The organism is Corynebacterium sp. MSK008 (assembly GCF_030232585.1).
GTDB lineage: Bacteria > Actinomycetota > Actinomycetes > Mycobacteriales > Mycobacteriaceae > Corynebacterium.
The window spans coordinates 14,054-29,205 of record NZ_JASPJX010000012.1; the positions used below are offsets into that span (position 1 = coordinate 14,054).

Annotated in this window: 17 protein-coding genes and 1 tRNA gene; 13 read left to right on the forward strand and 5 right to left on the reverse strand. The window is 65.6% G+C overall.

Going from position 1 to position 15,152, the window contains the following annotated elements:
* The first annotated feature begins 17 nt into the window (after nt 1-17).
* From scpB to QP996_RS09930, 5 genes are read left to right on the forward strand one after another with little or no spacing between them, the layout of a single operon-like run.
* Nucleotides 18-590: an SMC-Scp complex subunit ScpB gene (gene scpB / locus QP996_RS09910; protein WP_284872468.1), complete on the forward strand. Its 573-nt coding sequence runs from the start codon at nt 18-20 to the stop codon at nt 588-590.
* Nucleotides 591-601: 11 nt separating this feature from the next.
* The gene (locus tag QP996_RS09915; protein ID WP_284872469.1) at nt 602-1,531 is read left to right on the forward strand and encodes a pseudouridine synthase; all 930 of its coding nucleotides are present in this window, start codon (nt 602-604) and stop codon (nt 1,529-1,531) included.
* Nucleotides 1,532-2,233 carry a (d)CMP kinase gene (cmk, locus tag QP996_RS09920; RefSeq protein ID WP_284872470.1) on the forward strand — a complete coding sequence of 234 codons (702 nt, stop codon included), beginning with the start codon at nt 1,532-1,534 and terminating at the stop codon, nt 2,231-2,233.
* Complete coding sequence (gene der, locus QP996_RS09925) at nt 2,230-3,861, forward strand: ribosome biogenesis GTPase Der (RefSeq protein WP_502870224.1); 1,632 nt, start codon at nt 2,230-2,232, stop codon at nt 3,859-3,861. Before cmk ends, der begins: the two co-directional genes overlap by 4 nt.
* A gap of 4 nt (nt 3,862-3,865) precedes the next feature.
* Nucleotides 3,866-4,576 carry a CE1 family esterase gene (locus QP996_RS09930; protein ID WP_284872471.1) on the forward strand — a complete coding sequence of 237 codons (711 nt, stop codon included), beginning with the start codon at nt 3,866-3,868 and terminating at the stop codon, nt 4,574-4,576.
* Here the strand turns inward: QP996_RS09930 and QP996_RS09935 are convergent.
* Entirely contained in the window at nt 4,573-5,355 is a 783-nt protein-coding gene (locus QP996_RS09935) for a class I SAM-dependent methyltransferase (RefSeq protein ID WP_284872472.1), read from the reverse strand. The two genes, QP996_RS09930 and QP996_RS09935, sit on opposite strands and share 4 nt — an antisense overlap.
* A 20-nt stretch (nt 5,356-5,375) precedes the next feature.
* On the opposite strand from QP996_RS09935, the gene QP996_RS09940 reads away from it, so the two are divergent.
* Genes QP996_RS09940 through QP996_RS09950 form a run of 3 tightly spaced genes read left to right on the forward strand, consistent with a single transcriptional unit; the run spans nt 5,376 to nt 7,910 of the window.
* Nucleotides 5,376-6,317, forward strand: coding sequence for a CE1 family esterase (locus tag QP996_RS09940; protein ID WP_284872473.1), 942 nt, complete (start codon nt 5,376-5,378; stop codon nt 6,315-6,317).
* A 47-nt stretch (nt 6,318-6,364) separates the two neighbouring features.
* Nucleotides 6,365-7,330: a diacylglycerol/lipid kinase family protein gene (locus QP996_RS09945; RefSeq protein WP_284872474.1), complete on the forward strand. Its 966-nt coding sequence runs from the start codon at nt 6,365-6,367 to the stop codon at nt 7,328-7,330.
* A 43-nt stretch (nt 7,331-7,373) separates the two neighbouring features.
* On the forward strand, nt 7,374-7,910 hold the full coding sequence (locus tag QP996_RS09950; RefSeq protein ID WP_284872475.1) for a gamma carbonic anhydrase family protein: 537 nt from the start codon (nt 7,374-7,376) through the stop codon (nt 7,908-7,910).
* 209 nt (nt 7,911-8,119) lie between these two features.
* Here QP996_RS09950 and QP996_RS09955 read toward each other — a convergent pair whose 3' ends face one another.
* Nucleotides 8,120-8,416: a helix-turn-helix domain-containing protein gene (locus QP996_RS09955; RefSeq protein ID WP_284872476.1), complete on the reverse strand. Its 297-nt coding sequence runs from the start codon at nt 8,414-8,416 to the stop codon at nt 8,120-8,122.
* A 68-nt stretch (nt 8,417-8,484) separates the two neighbouring features.
* Here QP996_RS09955 and QP996_RS09960 point away from each other — a divergent pair, with 68 nt between their 5' ends.
* Nucleotides 8,485-8,844, forward strand: a complete 360-nt coding sequence (locus QP996_RS09960; RefSeq protein WP_284872477.1) for a VOC family protein — start codon at nt 8,485-8,487, stop codon at nt 8,842-8,844.
* A 181-nt stretch (nt 8,845-9,025) separates the two neighbouring features.
* Here QP996_RS09960 and QP996_RS09965 read toward each other — a convergent pair.
* From QP996_RS09965 to QP996_RS09975, 3 genes are all read right to left on the reverse strand, one after another.
* Nucleotides 9,026-9,099: transfer RNA gene (locus QP996_RS09965), tRNA-Pro, on the reverse strand.
* Between the two features lie 97 nt (nt 9,100-9,196).
* Nucleotides 9,197-9,595 (reverse strand): YchJ family protein, encoded by a 399-nt coding sequence (locus QP996_RS09970; protein ID WP_284872478.1) that lies wholly within the window; start codon nt 9,593-9,595, stop codon nt 9,197-9,199.
* A complete protein-coding gene (locus QP996_RS09975) occupies nt 9,595-10,821 on the reverse strand; it encodes a bifunctional alpha/beta hydrolase/OsmC family protein (protein ID WP_284872479.1) in 1,227 nt (408 codons plus the stop codon). Before QP996_RS09975 ends, QP996_RS09970 begins: the two co-directional genes overlap by 1 nt.
* Nucleotides 10,822-10,930: 109 nt before the next feature.
* On the opposite strand from QP996_RS09975, the gene secA2 reads away from it, so the two are divergent.
* The 4 genes from secA2 to QP996_RS09995 all read left to right on the forward strand — a co-directional run bounded on the left by secA2 (nt 10,931) and on the right by QP996_RS09995 (nt 15,077).
* Nucleotides 10,931-13,222 (forward strand): accessory Sec system translocase SecA2, encoded by a 2,292-nt coding sequence (secA2, locus tag QP996_RS09980; protein ID WP_284872480.1) that lies wholly within the window; start codon nt 10,931-10,933, stop codon nt 13,220-13,222.
* A gap of 87 nt (nt 13,223-13,309) precedes the next feature.
* Nucleotides 13,310-13,735: an oxoglutarate dehydrogenase inhibitor Odhl gene (gene odhI / locus QP996_RS09985; RefSeq protein WP_070473817.1), complete on the forward strand. Its 426-nt coding sequence runs from the start codon at nt 13,310-13,312 to the stop codon at nt 13,733-13,735.
* Nucleotides 13,736-13,755: 20 nt separating this feature from the next.
* Nucleotides 13,756-14,517 carry a transcriptional regulator FtsR gene (ftsR, locus tag QP996_RS09990; protein WP_284872481.1) on the forward strand — a complete coding sequence of 254 codons (762 nt, stop codon included), beginning with the start codon at nt 13,756-13,758 and terminating at the stop codon, nt 14,515-14,517.
* A complete protein-coding gene (locus QP996_RS09995) occupies nt 14,517-15,077 on the forward strand; it encodes a bifunctional nuclease domain-containing protein (RefSeq protein ID WP_284872482.1) in 561 nt (186 codons plus the stop codon). Before ftsR ends, QP996_RS09995 begins: the two co-directional genes overlap by 1 nt.
* Nucleotides 15,078-15,152: the final 75 nt, after the last annotated feature.

The following is a 15,152-nucleotide window of genomic DNA, read 5'->3' on the forward strand; positions in this document are numbered from 1 at the left end:
CGATACACTGCCGAAGCATGGATAGCTTGCCCATGGTCTCCCAGCTGCGCTCGCGCATCGAGTCGGTGCTGCTGGTTATCGACGCGCCCGTCGCAGTCGAGGAGCTGGCAAGCGCGCTCGGTGCCACCAGCGAAGAAGTATCCGACCAGCTGCGCGAGTTTGCCCGTGAGCTGGACGAGCGCGGCTCCGGCATCGACCTGCGTGAAACGGCGGAGGGCTGGCGCTTCTACACGCGCACCGAAAACGCCGACGCGGTGGAGGCGTTCCTTCTGGACGGCACGCAGAAAAAGTTGTCGCGCGCGGCGATGGAAACTCTCGCGGTGGTGGCCTACCGCCAGCCGGTCACCCGTGCGCAGGTCGCCGGCGTGCGCGGTGTGAACGTGGACGGCGTGATGCGCACGCTCGCGCTGCGTGGTCTCATCGCGGAGGTGGATCCAGGCGAGGCCGGGGAGGACGTGCCGGATCACGGCGCGCACCGCTACGTCACCACCGAGCTGTTTTTGGAGCTGCTCGGCATCGATTCTCTCGAACGCCTGCCGGAGCTTGCGCCGCTGCTTCCGGACATCGATTCCATCGAGGATGCCTGGTAGAATCCCGGGGCATGACACCACCCGCTCGCCGAGATGGCACACCGGATAAGCGTGGGAAGGACGATACGTTCTACATCTCCTACGCCAAGCCGGCTAAGAAACAGAATGTCCGCCTGAACAAGAGGCGCCAAAACGCCGCGAAGAACCAACCGAACCCGCTGGACGATAACTGGTGGGACGACGACCCGGCCGCAGCGAAGGCGGCATCCGAAGGGGTTCGCCTGCAGAAGGTGCTCGCGCAAGCGGGCGTAGCTTCCCGTCGTCACGCAGAGGCGATGATCGAGCAAGGCCGAGTCGAGGTCAACGGCGAGATCGTGATGCGCCAGGGCATGCGTGTGAACCCGAACGTGGACATCATCCGCGTCGACGGCGCACGCATCAACGTCAACGAGGAGCACGAGTACTTCGTCTTCAACAAGCCGCGCGGCGTGCACTCGACCATGAAGGACGAGATGGACCGCATCTCCGTGGGCTCCTACCTCGCGGAGCGCACGGCGTCCGGCCAGCGCCTGTTCCACGTCGGCCGCCTAGATGCAGACACCGAGGGGCTGCTGTTGCTCACCAACGACGGCGAGATGGCCAACCGCCTGACGCACCCGAAGTACGAAGTGTCCAAGACCTACCTGGCCACGGTGCTCGGTGAGGCCAACAATGCTGTGGTCAAGCAGCTCAAAGAGGGCATCGAGCTTGACGACGGCCCGGCGACGGTCGATTACGCGCAGGTAGTGGACGTGCACAACGGCCAGTCCATCATCCGCGTGGAGCTGCACGAGGGCCGCAAGCACATCGTGCGCCGCATGCTAAAGCAGGCCGGGTACCCGGTGCAACGCCTGGTGCGCACGAAGTTCCACACGGTCCAGCTCGGCGACATGAAGCCGGGTTCCATGCGCGCGCTGAACTCCTCCGAGCTGGCATCGCTGTACAAGGCGGTGGGGATGTAAATGGCTGACACACTTTCCAACATGGAAAACGGCGGGCTCATTGTGGCTGTGGACGGGCCTTCGGGCACCGGGAAATCCACCATGTGCCGCGCGTTGGCGAAGCGTCTGGACGCGAAGTACGTGGACACTGGGGCGATGTACCGCGTTGCCACCTTGGCTGTGCTGCGCGCGGGAGTTGACCCGGTCGACACCGCGAAGGTGATCGAGGCGACTGCGGACCTGCCGCTGGAGGTCTCCGATGACCCGGATTCCACCGAGGTGCTCTTTGCCGGCGAGGACGTCAAGGCAGAGATCCGCGGCTCCGAGGTGACCAAGCACGTCTCGGCCGTCTCCGCCGTCCCCGAGGTGCGCGTGAACTTGGTGAAGCTGCAGCGCAAGCTCGCCCGCGAGGCCGGACGCGCGATCGTGGAAGGCCGCGACATCGGCACGGTCGTGCTTCCGGACGCGCCTGCGAAGGTGTTTATGACGGCAAGCGCCGAGGTGCGCGCGAAGCGCCGTTACGACCAGGACGTCGCGGCGGGGCGCGAGGCTGACTACGACGCAGTGCTTGCGGACGTGCAGCGCCGCGACGACGCAGATTCCTCCCGCGCGACCAGCCCGCTCAAGCCTGCGGATGACGCGGTGCTGGTGGACACCTCCGAGATGACGCCGGACGAGGTCCTAGCGGCACTGACTGAGGTCGTGGAAAGGAGCGCGCGATGAGCGAGCGCAACAACAACGGCGAGCGCCTCGAGCCGGAAACGCAGTTTATCCAGCCTGGCATCGACCGGTCCGGCTATACGGACATGGATGCGTACGTGGTCGGCGCCGATAGCGCTGAGTACTACGAGAACAAGGACTTCAACGCTGAAGCGGACCTGCAGGGCTTCGAGGAAGCTGGCATTGATGAGTCCGAGTTCGGCGAGGCCGACTTCGGCGAGGGCTACGATTCCGACGACGAGCTGACCGAGGAAGAGTGGGCCGAGCTCGAGGCCGAGTACGGCATCGCCCAGCCCGACGTGGTCACCGAGGCGCTGCCGACGGTTTCTATCGTTGGCCGCCCGAATGTGGGCAAGTCCTCGCTGGTGAACCGCTTCATCGGCCGCCGCGAGGCCGTGGTGGAGGACCACCCGGGTGTCACGCGCGACCGCGTCAGCTACATCACCGACTGGGGCGGGCGCCGCTTCTGGGTGCAAGACACCGGCGGCTGGGACCCGGACGCGAAGGGCATCCACGCCGCCATCGCACGCCAGGCGGAGGCCGCGATGGCCACCTCCGACGTGATCGTCATGGTGGTGGACGCCAAGACCGCCGTGACCGAGACGGACGCGGTGATGGCCCGCAACCTGCAGCGCTCCGAGGTTCCCGTGATCCTGGTGGCGAACAAGTTCGAGTCCGACAGCCAGTGGGGCGACGTGGCCGAGTTCTACGCGCTCGGCCTGGGCGACCCGTGGCCGGTGTCTGCGCTGCACGGCCGCGGCGGCGCGGATGTGCTCGACGAGATCATGCGCCTGTTCCCGGACGAGCCGCGTGTGAAGGAATCGATTACCGGCGGCCCGCGCCGCGTGGCGCTGGTGGGCCGGCCTAACGTGGGCAAGTCCAGCCTGCTGAACAAGCTGACCAAGTCCGACCGCTCGGTGGTGGATAACGTCGCCGGCACCACTGTGGACCCGGTGGATGAGCTCGTGCAGCTGGATGAGGACCTGTGGACCTTCATCGACACCGCCGGCCTGCGCAAGAAGGTGAAGAACGCCCAGGGCCACGAGTACTACGCGTCGCTTCGCACCCGCGGCACCATCGAAGCCGCTGAGGTGTGCGTCGTGCTCATCGACGCCTCGGAGGAAATCTCCGAGCAGGACCAGCGCGTGATCTCCATGGTGCTGGAAGCCGGTAAGGCGATGGTCATTTGCTTTAACAAGTGGGACCTGATGGACGAGGACCGACGCTTAGACTTCGACCGCGAATTCGACGAGACGATGGGGCAGCTCAAGTGGGTGACCAAGCTGAACATCTCCGCCGATACCGGCCGCGGCCTGCACCGCCTGGAGCCGGCGATGAAGGAGGCGCTGGAGAACTGGGATAAGCGCATCTCCACCGGCCAGCTGAACAACTGGCTGCGCGAGGCGATTGCGGCGAACCCGCCTCCGATGAAGAACAACCGCCTGCCGAAGCTGCTGTTCGCCACGATGGCCAGCACTCGTCCGCCGACAATCGTGCTGTTCACCACCGGGTTCCTCGACGGCGGGTACCGCCGTTACCTGGAGCGTAAATTCCGCGAGCAGTTCGGCTACCACGGCACACCGGTGCGCATTGCGGTGCGCGTGCGCGAGCGCCGCGGGAAGAAGGGCTAGGCCAATGCTGCAGCGCTCTGTGAATATCGGCGGCGTGGAGCGCACCTACCACGTTTCCGTTCCGGCAAACACAACTGGCGCGTTGCCGGTGATTGTCGCGCTGCACGGCAAGGGCGACAACGGCCGCGATTTCCTCGCCGGGACCGGCCTGCATAGGGCGCGCGCCATCGTTGCCGCGCCCACGGGTGCGGGCCTCGCGTGGTCGCCTGCGCCGTACGCGCGGACCACGTTCGACGAGGATGCGGCGTTTGTGCGCGCGCTTATCGACGACCTCCGGTCCACCCTCGCCACCACCAACACCTACCTGGCAGGCTTTTCCAACGGCGGGGGACTGGCAGTGCACCTGAGCCTGACCGACCTTGGGCTCGCAGGCGTGGCCACCGTCGCGGCAGCTGTGCGCGCCACCCCGGACGAACTCGCCGCAGCGCAGCCCCTAGATTACTTGAACATCCACGGCACTTTCGACGACGTGGTGCCGTTTGCCGGCGAACAGCGCTCCCCGTACAGCGGTGCAGAAGACGACACCACCTATGGCGCACCCGACGTGGTGGCGGCGTTTGAGCGACGCAACGGCGACCGCGCCCGTGCCGAGCTGATCGCTGTGGAGGGGATGGGCCACGAATGGCCCACCGGACCGTGGGCTGCCCGGCGCGGCGTGGACGCTACGGACGCGATCCTGGAGTTCTTCGGGGTCGAGCACAACCGCGCCGGCTAGGCGCGCTCGTAGACGAACGCGTCGGTGCGGTACGGCAGCGGGAGGGTGTCGCCGGGGTCGAAGCCGAGGCGCTCGTAGAGGTACCAGGTCAGGTTCGCCTCCATCCTGGCGTGGGTGCGCTCGTTCGCTTTCAGCCAGTAGGAGCGGGTGGCCATGAGTTCGAAGCAGTCCTCGACGGCGATGGGGTGGAGCCACTCCTGGCGCAATTCGTTCTTCAGTTGCCAGGGGGAGGCGACCTCCGGGTAGAAGCCCTCGCGCTGCACGTCTCCGGAGTGCATGATGCGGCTGAGCCTCAGCACCCAGGGGTGGCGCACGGCCAGCGTGTTCCAGCACAGCACGAGGCGGCCGCCGGGACGGATCACGCGGTCCGCTTCTCGGCTTGCGGCGGGCACATCCACCCAGTGCCAGGTCTGCGCGCACGTCAGCGCGTCGATGGAGTCGTCTGCGAGTCCGGTCGCTTCGGCGGTCGCGCGCCACACGGGCACCTGGGGAAGCACCGCGTGGAAGACCCGGGTCATGTCGCCGCTGGGGTCGCAGGCGAGCACGGAACGTGAATCGTCGCAAAGCATTTGTGTGAACTTGCCGGTGCCTGCACCGACGTCGCAGACGGTGCCGGGGCCGACCAGCTCGCCGAGCGCGGCGGGGTAGGTGGGGCGGGCGGCGTCGTAGCGGGTTGCGTCGCGGTCAAATGCCTCGGCTGCGCCGCTGCGGTGCGCGGAATCCCTGAACGTGGGGCCAGCTTTCTTGCTGGGTCCTGGCTGTGTTCCGCTCGCGTGCACGATGGTCTAATCTACCTTGCGTGTTTTACCGCCCAGTGATCCGCGCCGCGGCTTCAATCAGCTTGGCTGCAACCTGCTTGAGCGTCGCAGGGTGCGCGGATGACACGGCGCGGCTGCGCACCGCGATCACCACGCAGCCGGATGCGCCCGAGGACATCGTCCGGGAAGTGGAACCCTGGTCGGACCCGGCCGTTGAGCGCCGCCAGGTGACCTCGGCGGGGCTGAAACGCGACTACATCCTGTCGGTGCCGCGGGGCGCGAAGCAGCGCGACCGGCTGCCGCTGATCCTGGTGTTCCACGGCTACAAAGAAGACGCGGAGCGGCTTCGGCAGCACTCGCAGCTGGATAAAGCGGACGCGGTTGTGGCGTTCATGGACGGCGTCGGCGAAGCCTGGGCGCCTGCCCCGTACGCGGAGACAACCGGAGAGCAAGACCTCGCGTTCGTGGACGATGTGCTCGATCAGCTGGAGGGGGAATACGCCATCGACCGCACCCGGATCTTCGCCGCAGGGTTTTCCAACGGCGGCGGCTTCGCGGCGTTTGTGGGCTGCCAGCGCCCGCAGGAGTTCAGCGGCGTGGCCACCGTGGCCGGCGCGTTTTACCAGCGCGTCTCCTCTGGGTGCTCCAGTATCCCGATGAAGCATGTGGACATTCACGGCACCGCCGACCCGATCATCTCCTACGACGGCGGCGAGCGTCACGCGACGGTGTACAACTCCACACCCGAGATGCTCGAAGAAGCGGCGCTGCGCAACCACTGCGCGGGACGCAGCGAAGACGTCGAGTTGTCGCATACCGTGACGAAGCTGAGTTGGGACGACTGCGACGCCGCGCTGTCGCACTACCGCATCGAGGGCGGACCGCACGTGTGGCCCGGCGGCACCTCCGACAACACAGGGCTGGTGTCCAAGGGGTTTGCCACCCGCACGCTGCTGGAATTCTTCGGCGTCGGGTTGTCGTAACTGCGCGGTGCGGCGCAGATGGGCCAGGCACGGCTACCATGAGGCGCGTGAATGTCGCGTCTAGTCCCCGGGTGACGGTGGTGTACAACCCCGTGAAAGTCCACCTGGAACGCCTGCGCCGCGCCGTGGAGCGCTACGCCTGGGAGGGCGCGGAGATCGAGTGGGCGGCAACGAGCACCGAGGGGCCCGGGTTTTCCCAGGCTGTCGGCGCGCTCGAACAGGGCGCGGACTTGATCATTGCCGCTGGCGGCGACGGCACTGTGCGCATGGTCGCGCTTGCCGTGTCCGGTTCCAAGACTCCCATGGCGATTGTGCCGGCGGGCACCGGCAACATGCTCGCGCGCAACCTGGGCGTGCCGCTGTTACTGGAGGCGGCGGTGCACCGGGCGTTTTCCGGCACTGACCGGCTCATCGACCTCTGCCGAGTGGAGATGGTCTACCCCGACGGCCGCACCGAGCACTCCGGCTTCGCCGTCATGGCCGGTGTCGGCGCGGATGCCGGCATGATCCACCGCACCCGCGAAAGCCTCAAGGCCGCGGTCGGGCCGCTCGCGTACGTTCCGGCCGTGTTCCAATCGCTCGGCGGCGGCAATAGCGTAGACGTGGACATCACACTTGACGGCGATCCCACGGTCACCACCTCCGTGCACACCTGCATCGTCGGCAACTGCAGCGACCTTGTCGGCGGGATCCCGCTGTTGCCGGACGCACTGCCTGACGACGGGGTCCTCGACGCCGTGGTGCTGCGTGCCGAAGACGTCGCCGACTGGGCGGGCATCGGCGGCAAGCTCGCGCTGGACACCGTCCGCGGCGGCATCAACGCGCTTTTGCCCAGCGAAGCGCAGCTGCGGCCGCCAGCGTCGTTGCCGCCGACCATGGAGTACCTCGAGGGCCGCCGGATCACGCTCGAGTTTTCGGAGCCCGAGCAGCTCGAGCTAGACGGCGATGCCGCCGGTGCCGTCAGCGCTGTCACCTTCGACGTCATGCCGGGCACCCTGCGCGTGGTGTGCTGAGCGCCGCGTGCCGTCGAGTAGCCGCGCAGGCACAATGGTGCACATGATCTACAGCTTTGAAGGCAAAACACCGCAGATCCACCCCTCGGCGTATATCTCCGACGAGGCCACCATCATCGGCAACGTGACCATCGGTGAGGACGCGAACATCTGGCCCGGCGTGGTCATCCGCGGTGACGTGGGCGCGATCCGCATTGGCAACCGCGTCAACGTCCAAGACGGCTCCGTGCTGCACGTGGACACGGACGGTCAAACGGTGCTGGAAGACGACGTGACCATTGGACATCTGGCCATGGTGCACGGCTGCCACATCGAACCCGGTTGCCTGATCGGCATGAGCGCGACGGTGCTGTCGCGGTCGCACGTGGGCAAGGGCAGCATCGTCGGCGGCGGGGCAGTGGTGCTCGAAGGCCAGCAGTTGCCGGAGTTCTCTCTTGCCGCTGGTGTGCCGGCAAAGGTGAAGCGAACGCTCGAGCCGGACACCTTTGAGGCGCGGTTGAGGCACGCGGCGTACTACGTGGAGCTGGGCCGGCGGGCGGCGAACGGTTTGGTGCCGGTGGAGCGGGACTCGCTTGCGTAACAGTCCACAGTGAAATCGTCGCCGAAGTCACGCAATGTGCTTTCCGCCGTGAAGGGGAAGCGCAGGGCTGATCGCGTACGCGCCTGGAAGTTGTATCCACTCCTTTTCGTACTCGAGCGTCCCACCGTGCTGGTGCGGAAAATAGGTTGCGACAGAGAGCTTGCGGTCTTCGATCTCCGTCCAGATGTGGATTGACGTGGGTGCCATCGTTAGATCATCTGTTCAATCAAAGCCCGACCGCGATCGTGCTCCATCGGATCAACCGCGTCTCTCACCCGGTCAAGCAGTTGAAACGCACGGCATACCCGGAGGAAGTTTTCCAACGTCGCGCCGTGGCCTTGCTCCAAGCGCCGCAACGTGGACACGCTCACGTCGGCGCGGTACGCAGCCTGCTCGATGGTGAGACGGTTGAGGCGGCGCCAGCGCTGCAGATCTTTGCCGATCTCTATGAGCCCACCTTCGACCGCGCGGGGGGTTCGACGGCTACCCATTTGTGACGTACTCATGGCCATATTCTTTCATATTTGAGTAGTCTGTGGGATTACAGTTCATTCAGAAGGAGAAGGGTGCCCAAATGAACCGCGAAATCGTCTTCATCGTTTACGTGACCGACATTGATAGATCGGTCGAATTCTACTCAGACCTCCTGGAGCTGGAAACCGACTTTGTTTCACCCCGCTATGTGACGTTCGCTTTGGCGGACGGTGTGACTCTCGCACTGTGGACTGGGAACTCCGAAGTGCTTGCAGACGCTCCCGCACGCACCACCGAAGTGTGCCTCAACGTCAACGGGGAAGAAGTCATGGACGTGTTCCAGGCCTGGACTGGCAAGGGGGTCCACGTCATCAAAGAACCCCACCAGGACGTGTTCGGAACGACGTTCATGGTTGCCGATCCCGACGGGAACCAGATCCGAGTGGCACCTATCGATTAGGCAAAGAGAAACCCCGACCCCGAGCGTGGCTCAAAAATAACCAGACCTCAGCGCACAACCGGACCTCAAGCGCGGTCGCGACCTGGGGGTTTGCAGGCGGTCTCGGCTTGAGGTCTGGTTCGTTCCACTCCTGACAACGAAAAATCTCGAGGCACCGTAGGAACGATGTCTCGAGACATTGTCGGACTGACAGGATTTGAACCTGCGACCCCCACACCCCCAGTGTGGTGCGCTACCAAACTGCGCCACAGCCCGATCCGCTACCTAAACGGTAACTGCGCAAATATTACAGCAATGTCATACGGACCCAAAACCGGCAGGTCACCAGACAGCCACCGCTGACACCCAAGGGTTAGCGGACCACGCCGTCGACGTAGATCCACCGCCCGGCGCGGCGCTCGAAGCGGGAGCGCTCCCGCATCACGCCGCCGGGGTGGTGGGCGGCGAATTCGACGACGCCCTCGGCGTCGAAAGGCCCGCCACCAGCGGTGTCCAACACCTGCAACCGGGTAAACGGCTCGCCGGACGGGTCCACGGCCAGATCCGTCGGCCGCGTCTCATCGGCCCAAGTCTCCGCGATATAGGAGCCCGCGCCGCGCACGTAGGCGGTGTAGCGCGAGCGCATCAGCGCCTCAGCGGTGGGCGCCGCAGCGGCGCCGTCGACGTAGCGCCCGCAGCACGCCTCGTACGGCAGGCCCTGCCCGCAGGGGCACAAGCCCCGCACGTCCGCCCACAACCCGGATTCAGCCATTATTTGCCCAGGCGCTCCGCGCGGTGGAGCTTGTTCTGGCGGCGTCGGCGTTCAAGCGAGGCGGTCTCCGCAGTCGTTTCGATCTCGCCCTTTTCCACGTAACCGTCCACGGTGGAGGACGCGCCGGCGGCGCGCAGGGTTTCCACCTGCTCGTCGGTCAGATCGCCGTAGAGGGTGATCAGGCGGGTGAAGGTGCCGTCGCCGTTGTGGTTGACTTCCACGCGGACGTCGTCAAGCTGCATGCCCTTGGCCGCCTCACGCACCGCCTGCGAACAGCTGACGGCGAGCGCGGACATGTACAGGCCGGTGGAGGTGACACCCTGGCCCTTTCCGCCGGTGTTCTTGGAGCGGTCGGTGGTGATCGCGCGGTCGGAGGTGCGCACCACGTCGCCGTACTTCGTGCCGCGCGCGGAGTAGGACACAGCGTTGGTGTCCGTGGTCTTCGCGGGGACGAACAGCGGCTGGATGTACTGCTGCGCCCAGGAACCGATGATGTCCGCGGCGCGCTGCGCGGTGCCCTGGCGGGTGAGCAGGTGGTCCGCCTTGTCCAAGGCCATCAGGGACTTGGGGTAGCGAGCCAGGGAGAAAATGTTCTGGGCGTTGTCGATGCCGACGGTGACGTCGATAGGCGAGTGCACGACAAGCAAGGGCTTGCGCAGCTTGGGCAGGTACTCCTCCGGGTTGGTCTCAGCCAGATCCTCGAGGAACTCACGCGAGATGGTCAGCTCGCGGCCGCCGAGCACCACGCCGACCGAGCCGTTCGCGTCCGCCTCACCGATGGCGTGGGCGTAGTGCAGCACCGAGTGCGCCGGGTCGAACGGTGCGCCGACGGTGGCCACCGCCTTAATCATCTTCTTCAGCTCCGGGCGGGTGGCGGCCTTCAGCGTGGCGGCGCCGCCCAGGGAGTGGCCCATGAGCAGCTGCGGAGCCTTGTAGTTCTCCTCCAGCCACAGGGCGGCGGCGACGATGTCGTCCACATTCTCGGAAAACGAGGTGTCCCTGAAGTCGCCCTCGGACTGGCCCAGGCCGGGGAAGTCGAAGCGCAGGGTGGCAATGCCGTGCTCCGTCAGCCGCTTGGAGATGCGGGAGGCACCGGGCGTGTGGCGGGAGCCGGCGAAGCAGTGGGCGAAAATGGCGTAGGCCTGCGCGGGTCCGTCGGGGCGGTCGATGGTCGCAGCCATCATGTGGCCCTTGGACGACGGGACTTTCACGTTCATAGACAGCATGGGTAGCCGTTTCCTCCTGCGGCTCGGCGGTTCAACGCAACGGTTACTTTCGCTGCAAGACTAATCGTCGCACCAACTGTTTGGCACGTTGGCGTTATTCTTAGCCCTTATGGGCAAGTTTGACTGGTTCTGGAAGGCCATGGGCTCCACCACGGAGCGCAACAACAAGAAGTCGAAAGCCGTTGTCGCCAACGCGCACGGGTTAATCGAGGAGCTTTCGCTTCTCGACGATGCTTCGCTCGCCTCCGCAGTCGCCTCCACCGTGCGCGACGGTGCCATCGCCGACAAGCCGCGCTTTTTGGCCGGGTTGTCCGTCGCCTCCCAGCGCACCCTGGGCATGACGCCGTTTGAGGTGCAGAACCAGGCTGTGCTGCGCCTGCTGGAGGGCGACGTGATCCAGATGGCTACCGGCGAGGGCAAAACGCTCGTCGGCGCGATGGCTGCCACCGGGTTCGCGCTGCAAGGCAAGCGCGTCCATCTGATCACGGTGAACAACTACCTGGCCGCGCGCGACGCGGAGTGGATGCGCCCGCTCGTCGAGTTTTTCGGGTTGTCGGTGGCGGCGGTCACGGAGTCGTCGACACGCGAAGAGCGCGTCGCGGCGTACCGCAGCGACGTCATTTACGCCCCGGTGACCGAGATTGGCTTCGACCACCTGCGCGACAACCAGATCACCTCCCGTGAGCAGACGGTGCAGCTGCCTGCCGACGTCGCGCTGGTCGACGAGGCCGACAGCGTGCTTGTGGACGAAGCACTCGTGCCGCTTGTGCTCGCCGGTTCCGAGGGATCGAAGCAGGCCACCGGCCAGATCACCGAGGCCGTGTCGAAGCTGGACGAGGACACCGACTACACCATCGACGCGGACGGGCGAAACGCCTTCCTCACCGACGACGGCGCGGCGAAGATCGAGCGGCTCTTGGGCATCGACTCGCTGTACTCTGACGAGCACATCGGCACCACTCTCGTTCGTGTGAACCTGGCGCTGCACGCGAAGGCGCTGCTGATCCGGGACGTGCACTACATCGTCGACGACGGCAAGGTCGCGCTTGTGGACGCCTCCCGCGGGCGAGTGGCTGAGCTGCAGCGCTGGCCCGACGGACTGCAAGCTGCGGTGGAATCCAAGGAGGGGTTGGATGTCTCCGAGGGCGGACGCATCCTGGACTCCATCACCCTGCAGGCGCTCATGCGCCGCTACCCGCTGGTATGCGGCATGACCGGCACCGCCGTGGAGGCGACCGACCAGCTGCGCAGCTTCTACGGCCTGCATGTGTCCGTGATCGACCGCGCCAACGAGCTGCAGCGCTTCGACGAGGCCGACCGGATCTACGCCACGATGGAGGAGAAAAACTCGGCGATCGTCGACGAGATCGCGCACATCAACGCCACCGGCCAGCCGGTGCTCGTGGGCACCCACGACGTGGCAGAGTCCGAGGCGCTGGCGGAAGCGCTTCAGGCCCGCGGCATCGCGGTCAACGTGCTCAACGCGAAAAACGACGCGGAGGAAGCGCGCATCATCGCAGAGGCCGGTGACGTGGGGCGGGTGACCGTCTCCACGCAGATGGCGGGCCGCGGCACAGACATCCGCCTTGGCGGCGCGGACGAGAGCGACCACGACAAGGTCGCTTCACTCGGCGGCTTGGCGGTGATCGGCACGGCCCGGCACCGCACGGCGCGTCTGGACAACCAGCTGCGCGGACGCGCCGGCCGCCAGGGTGACCCGGGCTTGAGTGTGTTTTTCGTTTCCCTCGACGACGACATTGTCACCTCCGGCGGCGACGGCGAGCAGTTCTCCGCCCAGCCGGAGCCGGACGGACGTATCACCGGTAACCGCGCACAGAGCTTCATTGAGCACTGCCAGCGCGTCACCGAAGGCCAGTTGCTGGAGATCCACTCCCAGACCTGGAAGTACAACAAGCTGCTAGCGGACCACCGCGACATTCTGGACGAGCGCCGCGCGGCCCTGCTGGACACAGACATCGCGTGGCGCGAGCTATCCGAACGCTCCCCGCAGCGCGCCGGTGAACTTTCGCACCTGCCGCAGGACGTGCTCCAGCAAGCCGCCCGGGAGATCATGCTGTTCCACCTCGACGCAGAGTGGTCCGAGCACCTGGCGCTGATGGACGATGTCCGCGAATCCATCCACCTGCGCGCCATCGCCCGCGAAACGCCGATCGACGAATACCACCGCATCGCCGTGCGCGAATTCAAGGACCTGGCCAACCGGGCGGTCGCCGCGGCGGTAGAAACATTCAACTCTGTGGACATCGACACGAATGGCGCACACCTGGCAGACGCAGGGTGGAAGCGCCCGAGCGCGACGTGGACATACATGGTTTCCGACAACCCGCTGGCGGGCTCGGGCAACTCGGTGATTTCCGGAATCGGCAACATTTTCCGCTAGGCATTATCCGGTAGCCGCCCCTTCGGGCGAGCCGGACGCTATTATGGCGAGAGATCTCAACCACGACTCGAAAGTCAGGAGTTACCCATGAGCGACAACACGCCGCAGAACCAGGTCGAAACCACCTCGGTATTCCGCGCAGACCTGCTCAAGGAGATGGAGTCCGGAGCTGCGACGTCTGCGGACTCCGCCGCCGGTGCGGACCAGCTGTCGGATGGGGAGGCACTCCTCGTAGTCAAGCGCGGCCCGAACGCGGGTGCACGCTTCCTGCTGGACCAGGATTCCACCACCGCAGGCCGCCACCCGGAGGCGGACATCTTCCTCGACGACGTGACCGTGTCCCGTCGTCACGCAGAGTTCCGCCGCAACGACGGCGGCTACGAAGTCGTGGACGTGGGCTCGCTCAACGGCACCTACGTCAACCGCGAGCCGCGCAACTCCCAGGAGCTGACCAACGGCGACGAAATCCAGATTGGTAAATTCCGTCTGGTCTTCATCACCGCCGGCAACTAGTTAGAGAAGAGTTCGATCACGTGAGCGCAATCCGTCAGACGGCACCAGCCGCTACTTCCGCGAAGCCGGCGAAGGCCGCCAAGGCAACCAAGACCGCGAAAACGATGTCCATCGGCGTGGTGCTTGAGCGTCTGCGCACCGAGTTTCCGGACGTGACCGTCTCCAAGATCCGCTTCCTCGAGTCCGAGGGGCTGATCACGCCGCAGCGCACCGCCTCCGGCTACCGCCGCTTCACCGAGGAGGATGTGGAGCGTCTGCGCTACATCCTGGTCACCCAGCGCGACAACTACCTGCCGCTGAAGGTCATTCGCGAGCAGCTTGAGGCGATGGATTCAGGTCACGTCACCGCGATCCTTACCGCCGGCGAGTCCGAGCCGATGATCTCCCCGGAGAACTTCCGTGCGCCCGCGGCGACGCAGCTGACCGACACGGACGTGGCCGAGCAGGCTCAAGCGGATCCGTCCACGGTGGAGGAGTACATCAAGGTCGGCCTGATCACCCCGGATGCTGCTGGTCTGTTCACGGCTGACGACGTTCGAACCGTCACCACCGCACTGTCGCTGTCCGAGTTCGGCTTCGATGCCCGCCACCTGAAGACACTGCGTACCGCGGCTGCGCGTCAGGCGGACATGATCAACCAGGTTGCTGAGCCGGTGTCGAAGTCCGGCAAGGTCACCGCGAAGCAGAAGGCCGAGGAGATCGGCCAGCAGATGTCCGCGCTGGTCGTGTCCCTGCACGCGTCGCTGGTGAAAAACGAGCTGCGCAAGCAGCTGGGGAGCTAATGGAGGCCGTCAACCTCATCGGCGTGTTTCCGGTCGGCCCGGAAAACTTCCTGTGCGCGCTGCTGCAGCGCCCCACGAACGGGCGCTGCATTCCGGTGTGGCTGCCGCCGATGGAAGGCGCTGAGCTGGCCATGCGCCTGGACGGGTGGGCTCCGAACCGCCCGCGTCCCGTCGACGCAATCGCCGAGCTCATCCGTACCTCCACCAACAGCGCGGACAGCCTTGAGCTGTCCAGTTACGTAGACGGCACCTTTATGGCCACCCTGACCATCTACGGCGGCACCGAAATCGACCTGCGAGCGTCCGACGCGCTGCTTTTGGCCAGTGAGCTGGACATGGAGCTGACTGTCGATGACACGGTTGCAGCCCAAGCGTCGGTGTTTCTGTCCCAGGAGGACGCCGAGCGTTACCTGCAGGCCGAGATCGAAATCGAAAACTTCACGGATGAATCCGCCTCCGCCAGCGGCGACCCCCAGGCTGATGCAGACTTCGAGGCCTTGATGCGCAACCTCGGAGTGGAGGACTCCGACTTGGGGGAGGGTAACCCCAAGGAGGGGTAAAACCCTCAAGTATTCCTTGAGGGTTTCGGCGTGTTACGCATGTGACTATTGACCAGCTCCGTATGCTTACTCTTT

Coding starts and splice junctions, on each gene's coding strand:
- scpB (WP_284872468.1), top strand. CDS start 18: ATGGATAGCTTGCCCATGGTCTCCCAGCTGCGCTCGCGCATCGAGTCG.
- QP996_RS09915 (WP_284872469.1), top strand. CDS start 602: ATGACACCACCCGCTCGCCGAGATGGCACACCGGATAAGCGTGGGAAG.
- cmk (WP_284872470.1), top strand. CDS start 1,532: ATGGCTGACACACTTTCCAACATGGAAAACGGCGGGCTCATTGTGGCT.
- der (WP_502870224.1), top strand. CDS start 2,230: ATGAGCGAGCGCAACAACAACGGCGAGCGCCTCGAGCCGGAAACGCAG.
- QP996_RS09930 (WP_284872471.1), top strand. CDS start 3,866: ATGCTGCAGCGCTCTGTGAATATCGGCGGCGTGGAGCGCACCTACCAC.
- QP996_RS09950 (WP_284872475.1), top strand. CDS start 7,374: ATGATCTACAGCTTTGAAGGCAAAACACCGCAGATCCACCCCTCGGCG.
- QP996_RS09955 (WP_284872476.1), bottom strand. CDS start 8,416: ATGAGTACGTCACAAATGGGTAGCCGTCGAACCCCCCGCGCGGTCGAA.
- QP996_RS09960 (WP_284872477.1), top strand. CDS start 8,485: ATGAACCGCGAAATCGTCTTCATCGTTTACGTGACCGACATTGATAGA.
- QP996_RS09970 (WP_284872478.1), bottom strand. CDS start 9,595: ATGGCTGAATCCGGGTTGTGGGCGGACGTGCGGGGCTTGTGCCCCTGC.
- QP996_RS09975 (WP_284872479.1), bottom strand. CDS start 10,821: ATGCTGTCTATGAACGTGAAAGTCCCGTCGTCCAAGGGCCACATGATG.
- secA2 (WP_284872480.1), top strand. CDS start 10,931: ATGGGCAAGTTTGACTGGTTCTGGAAGGCCATGGGCTCCACCACGGAG.
- odhI (WP_070473817.1), top strand. CDS start 13,310: ATGAGCGACAACACGCCGCAGAACCAGGTCGAAACCACCTCGGTATTC.
- QP996_RS09995 (WP_284872482.1), top strand. CDS start 14,517: ATGGAGGCCGTCAACCTCATCGGCGTGTTTCCGGTCGGCCCGGAAAAC.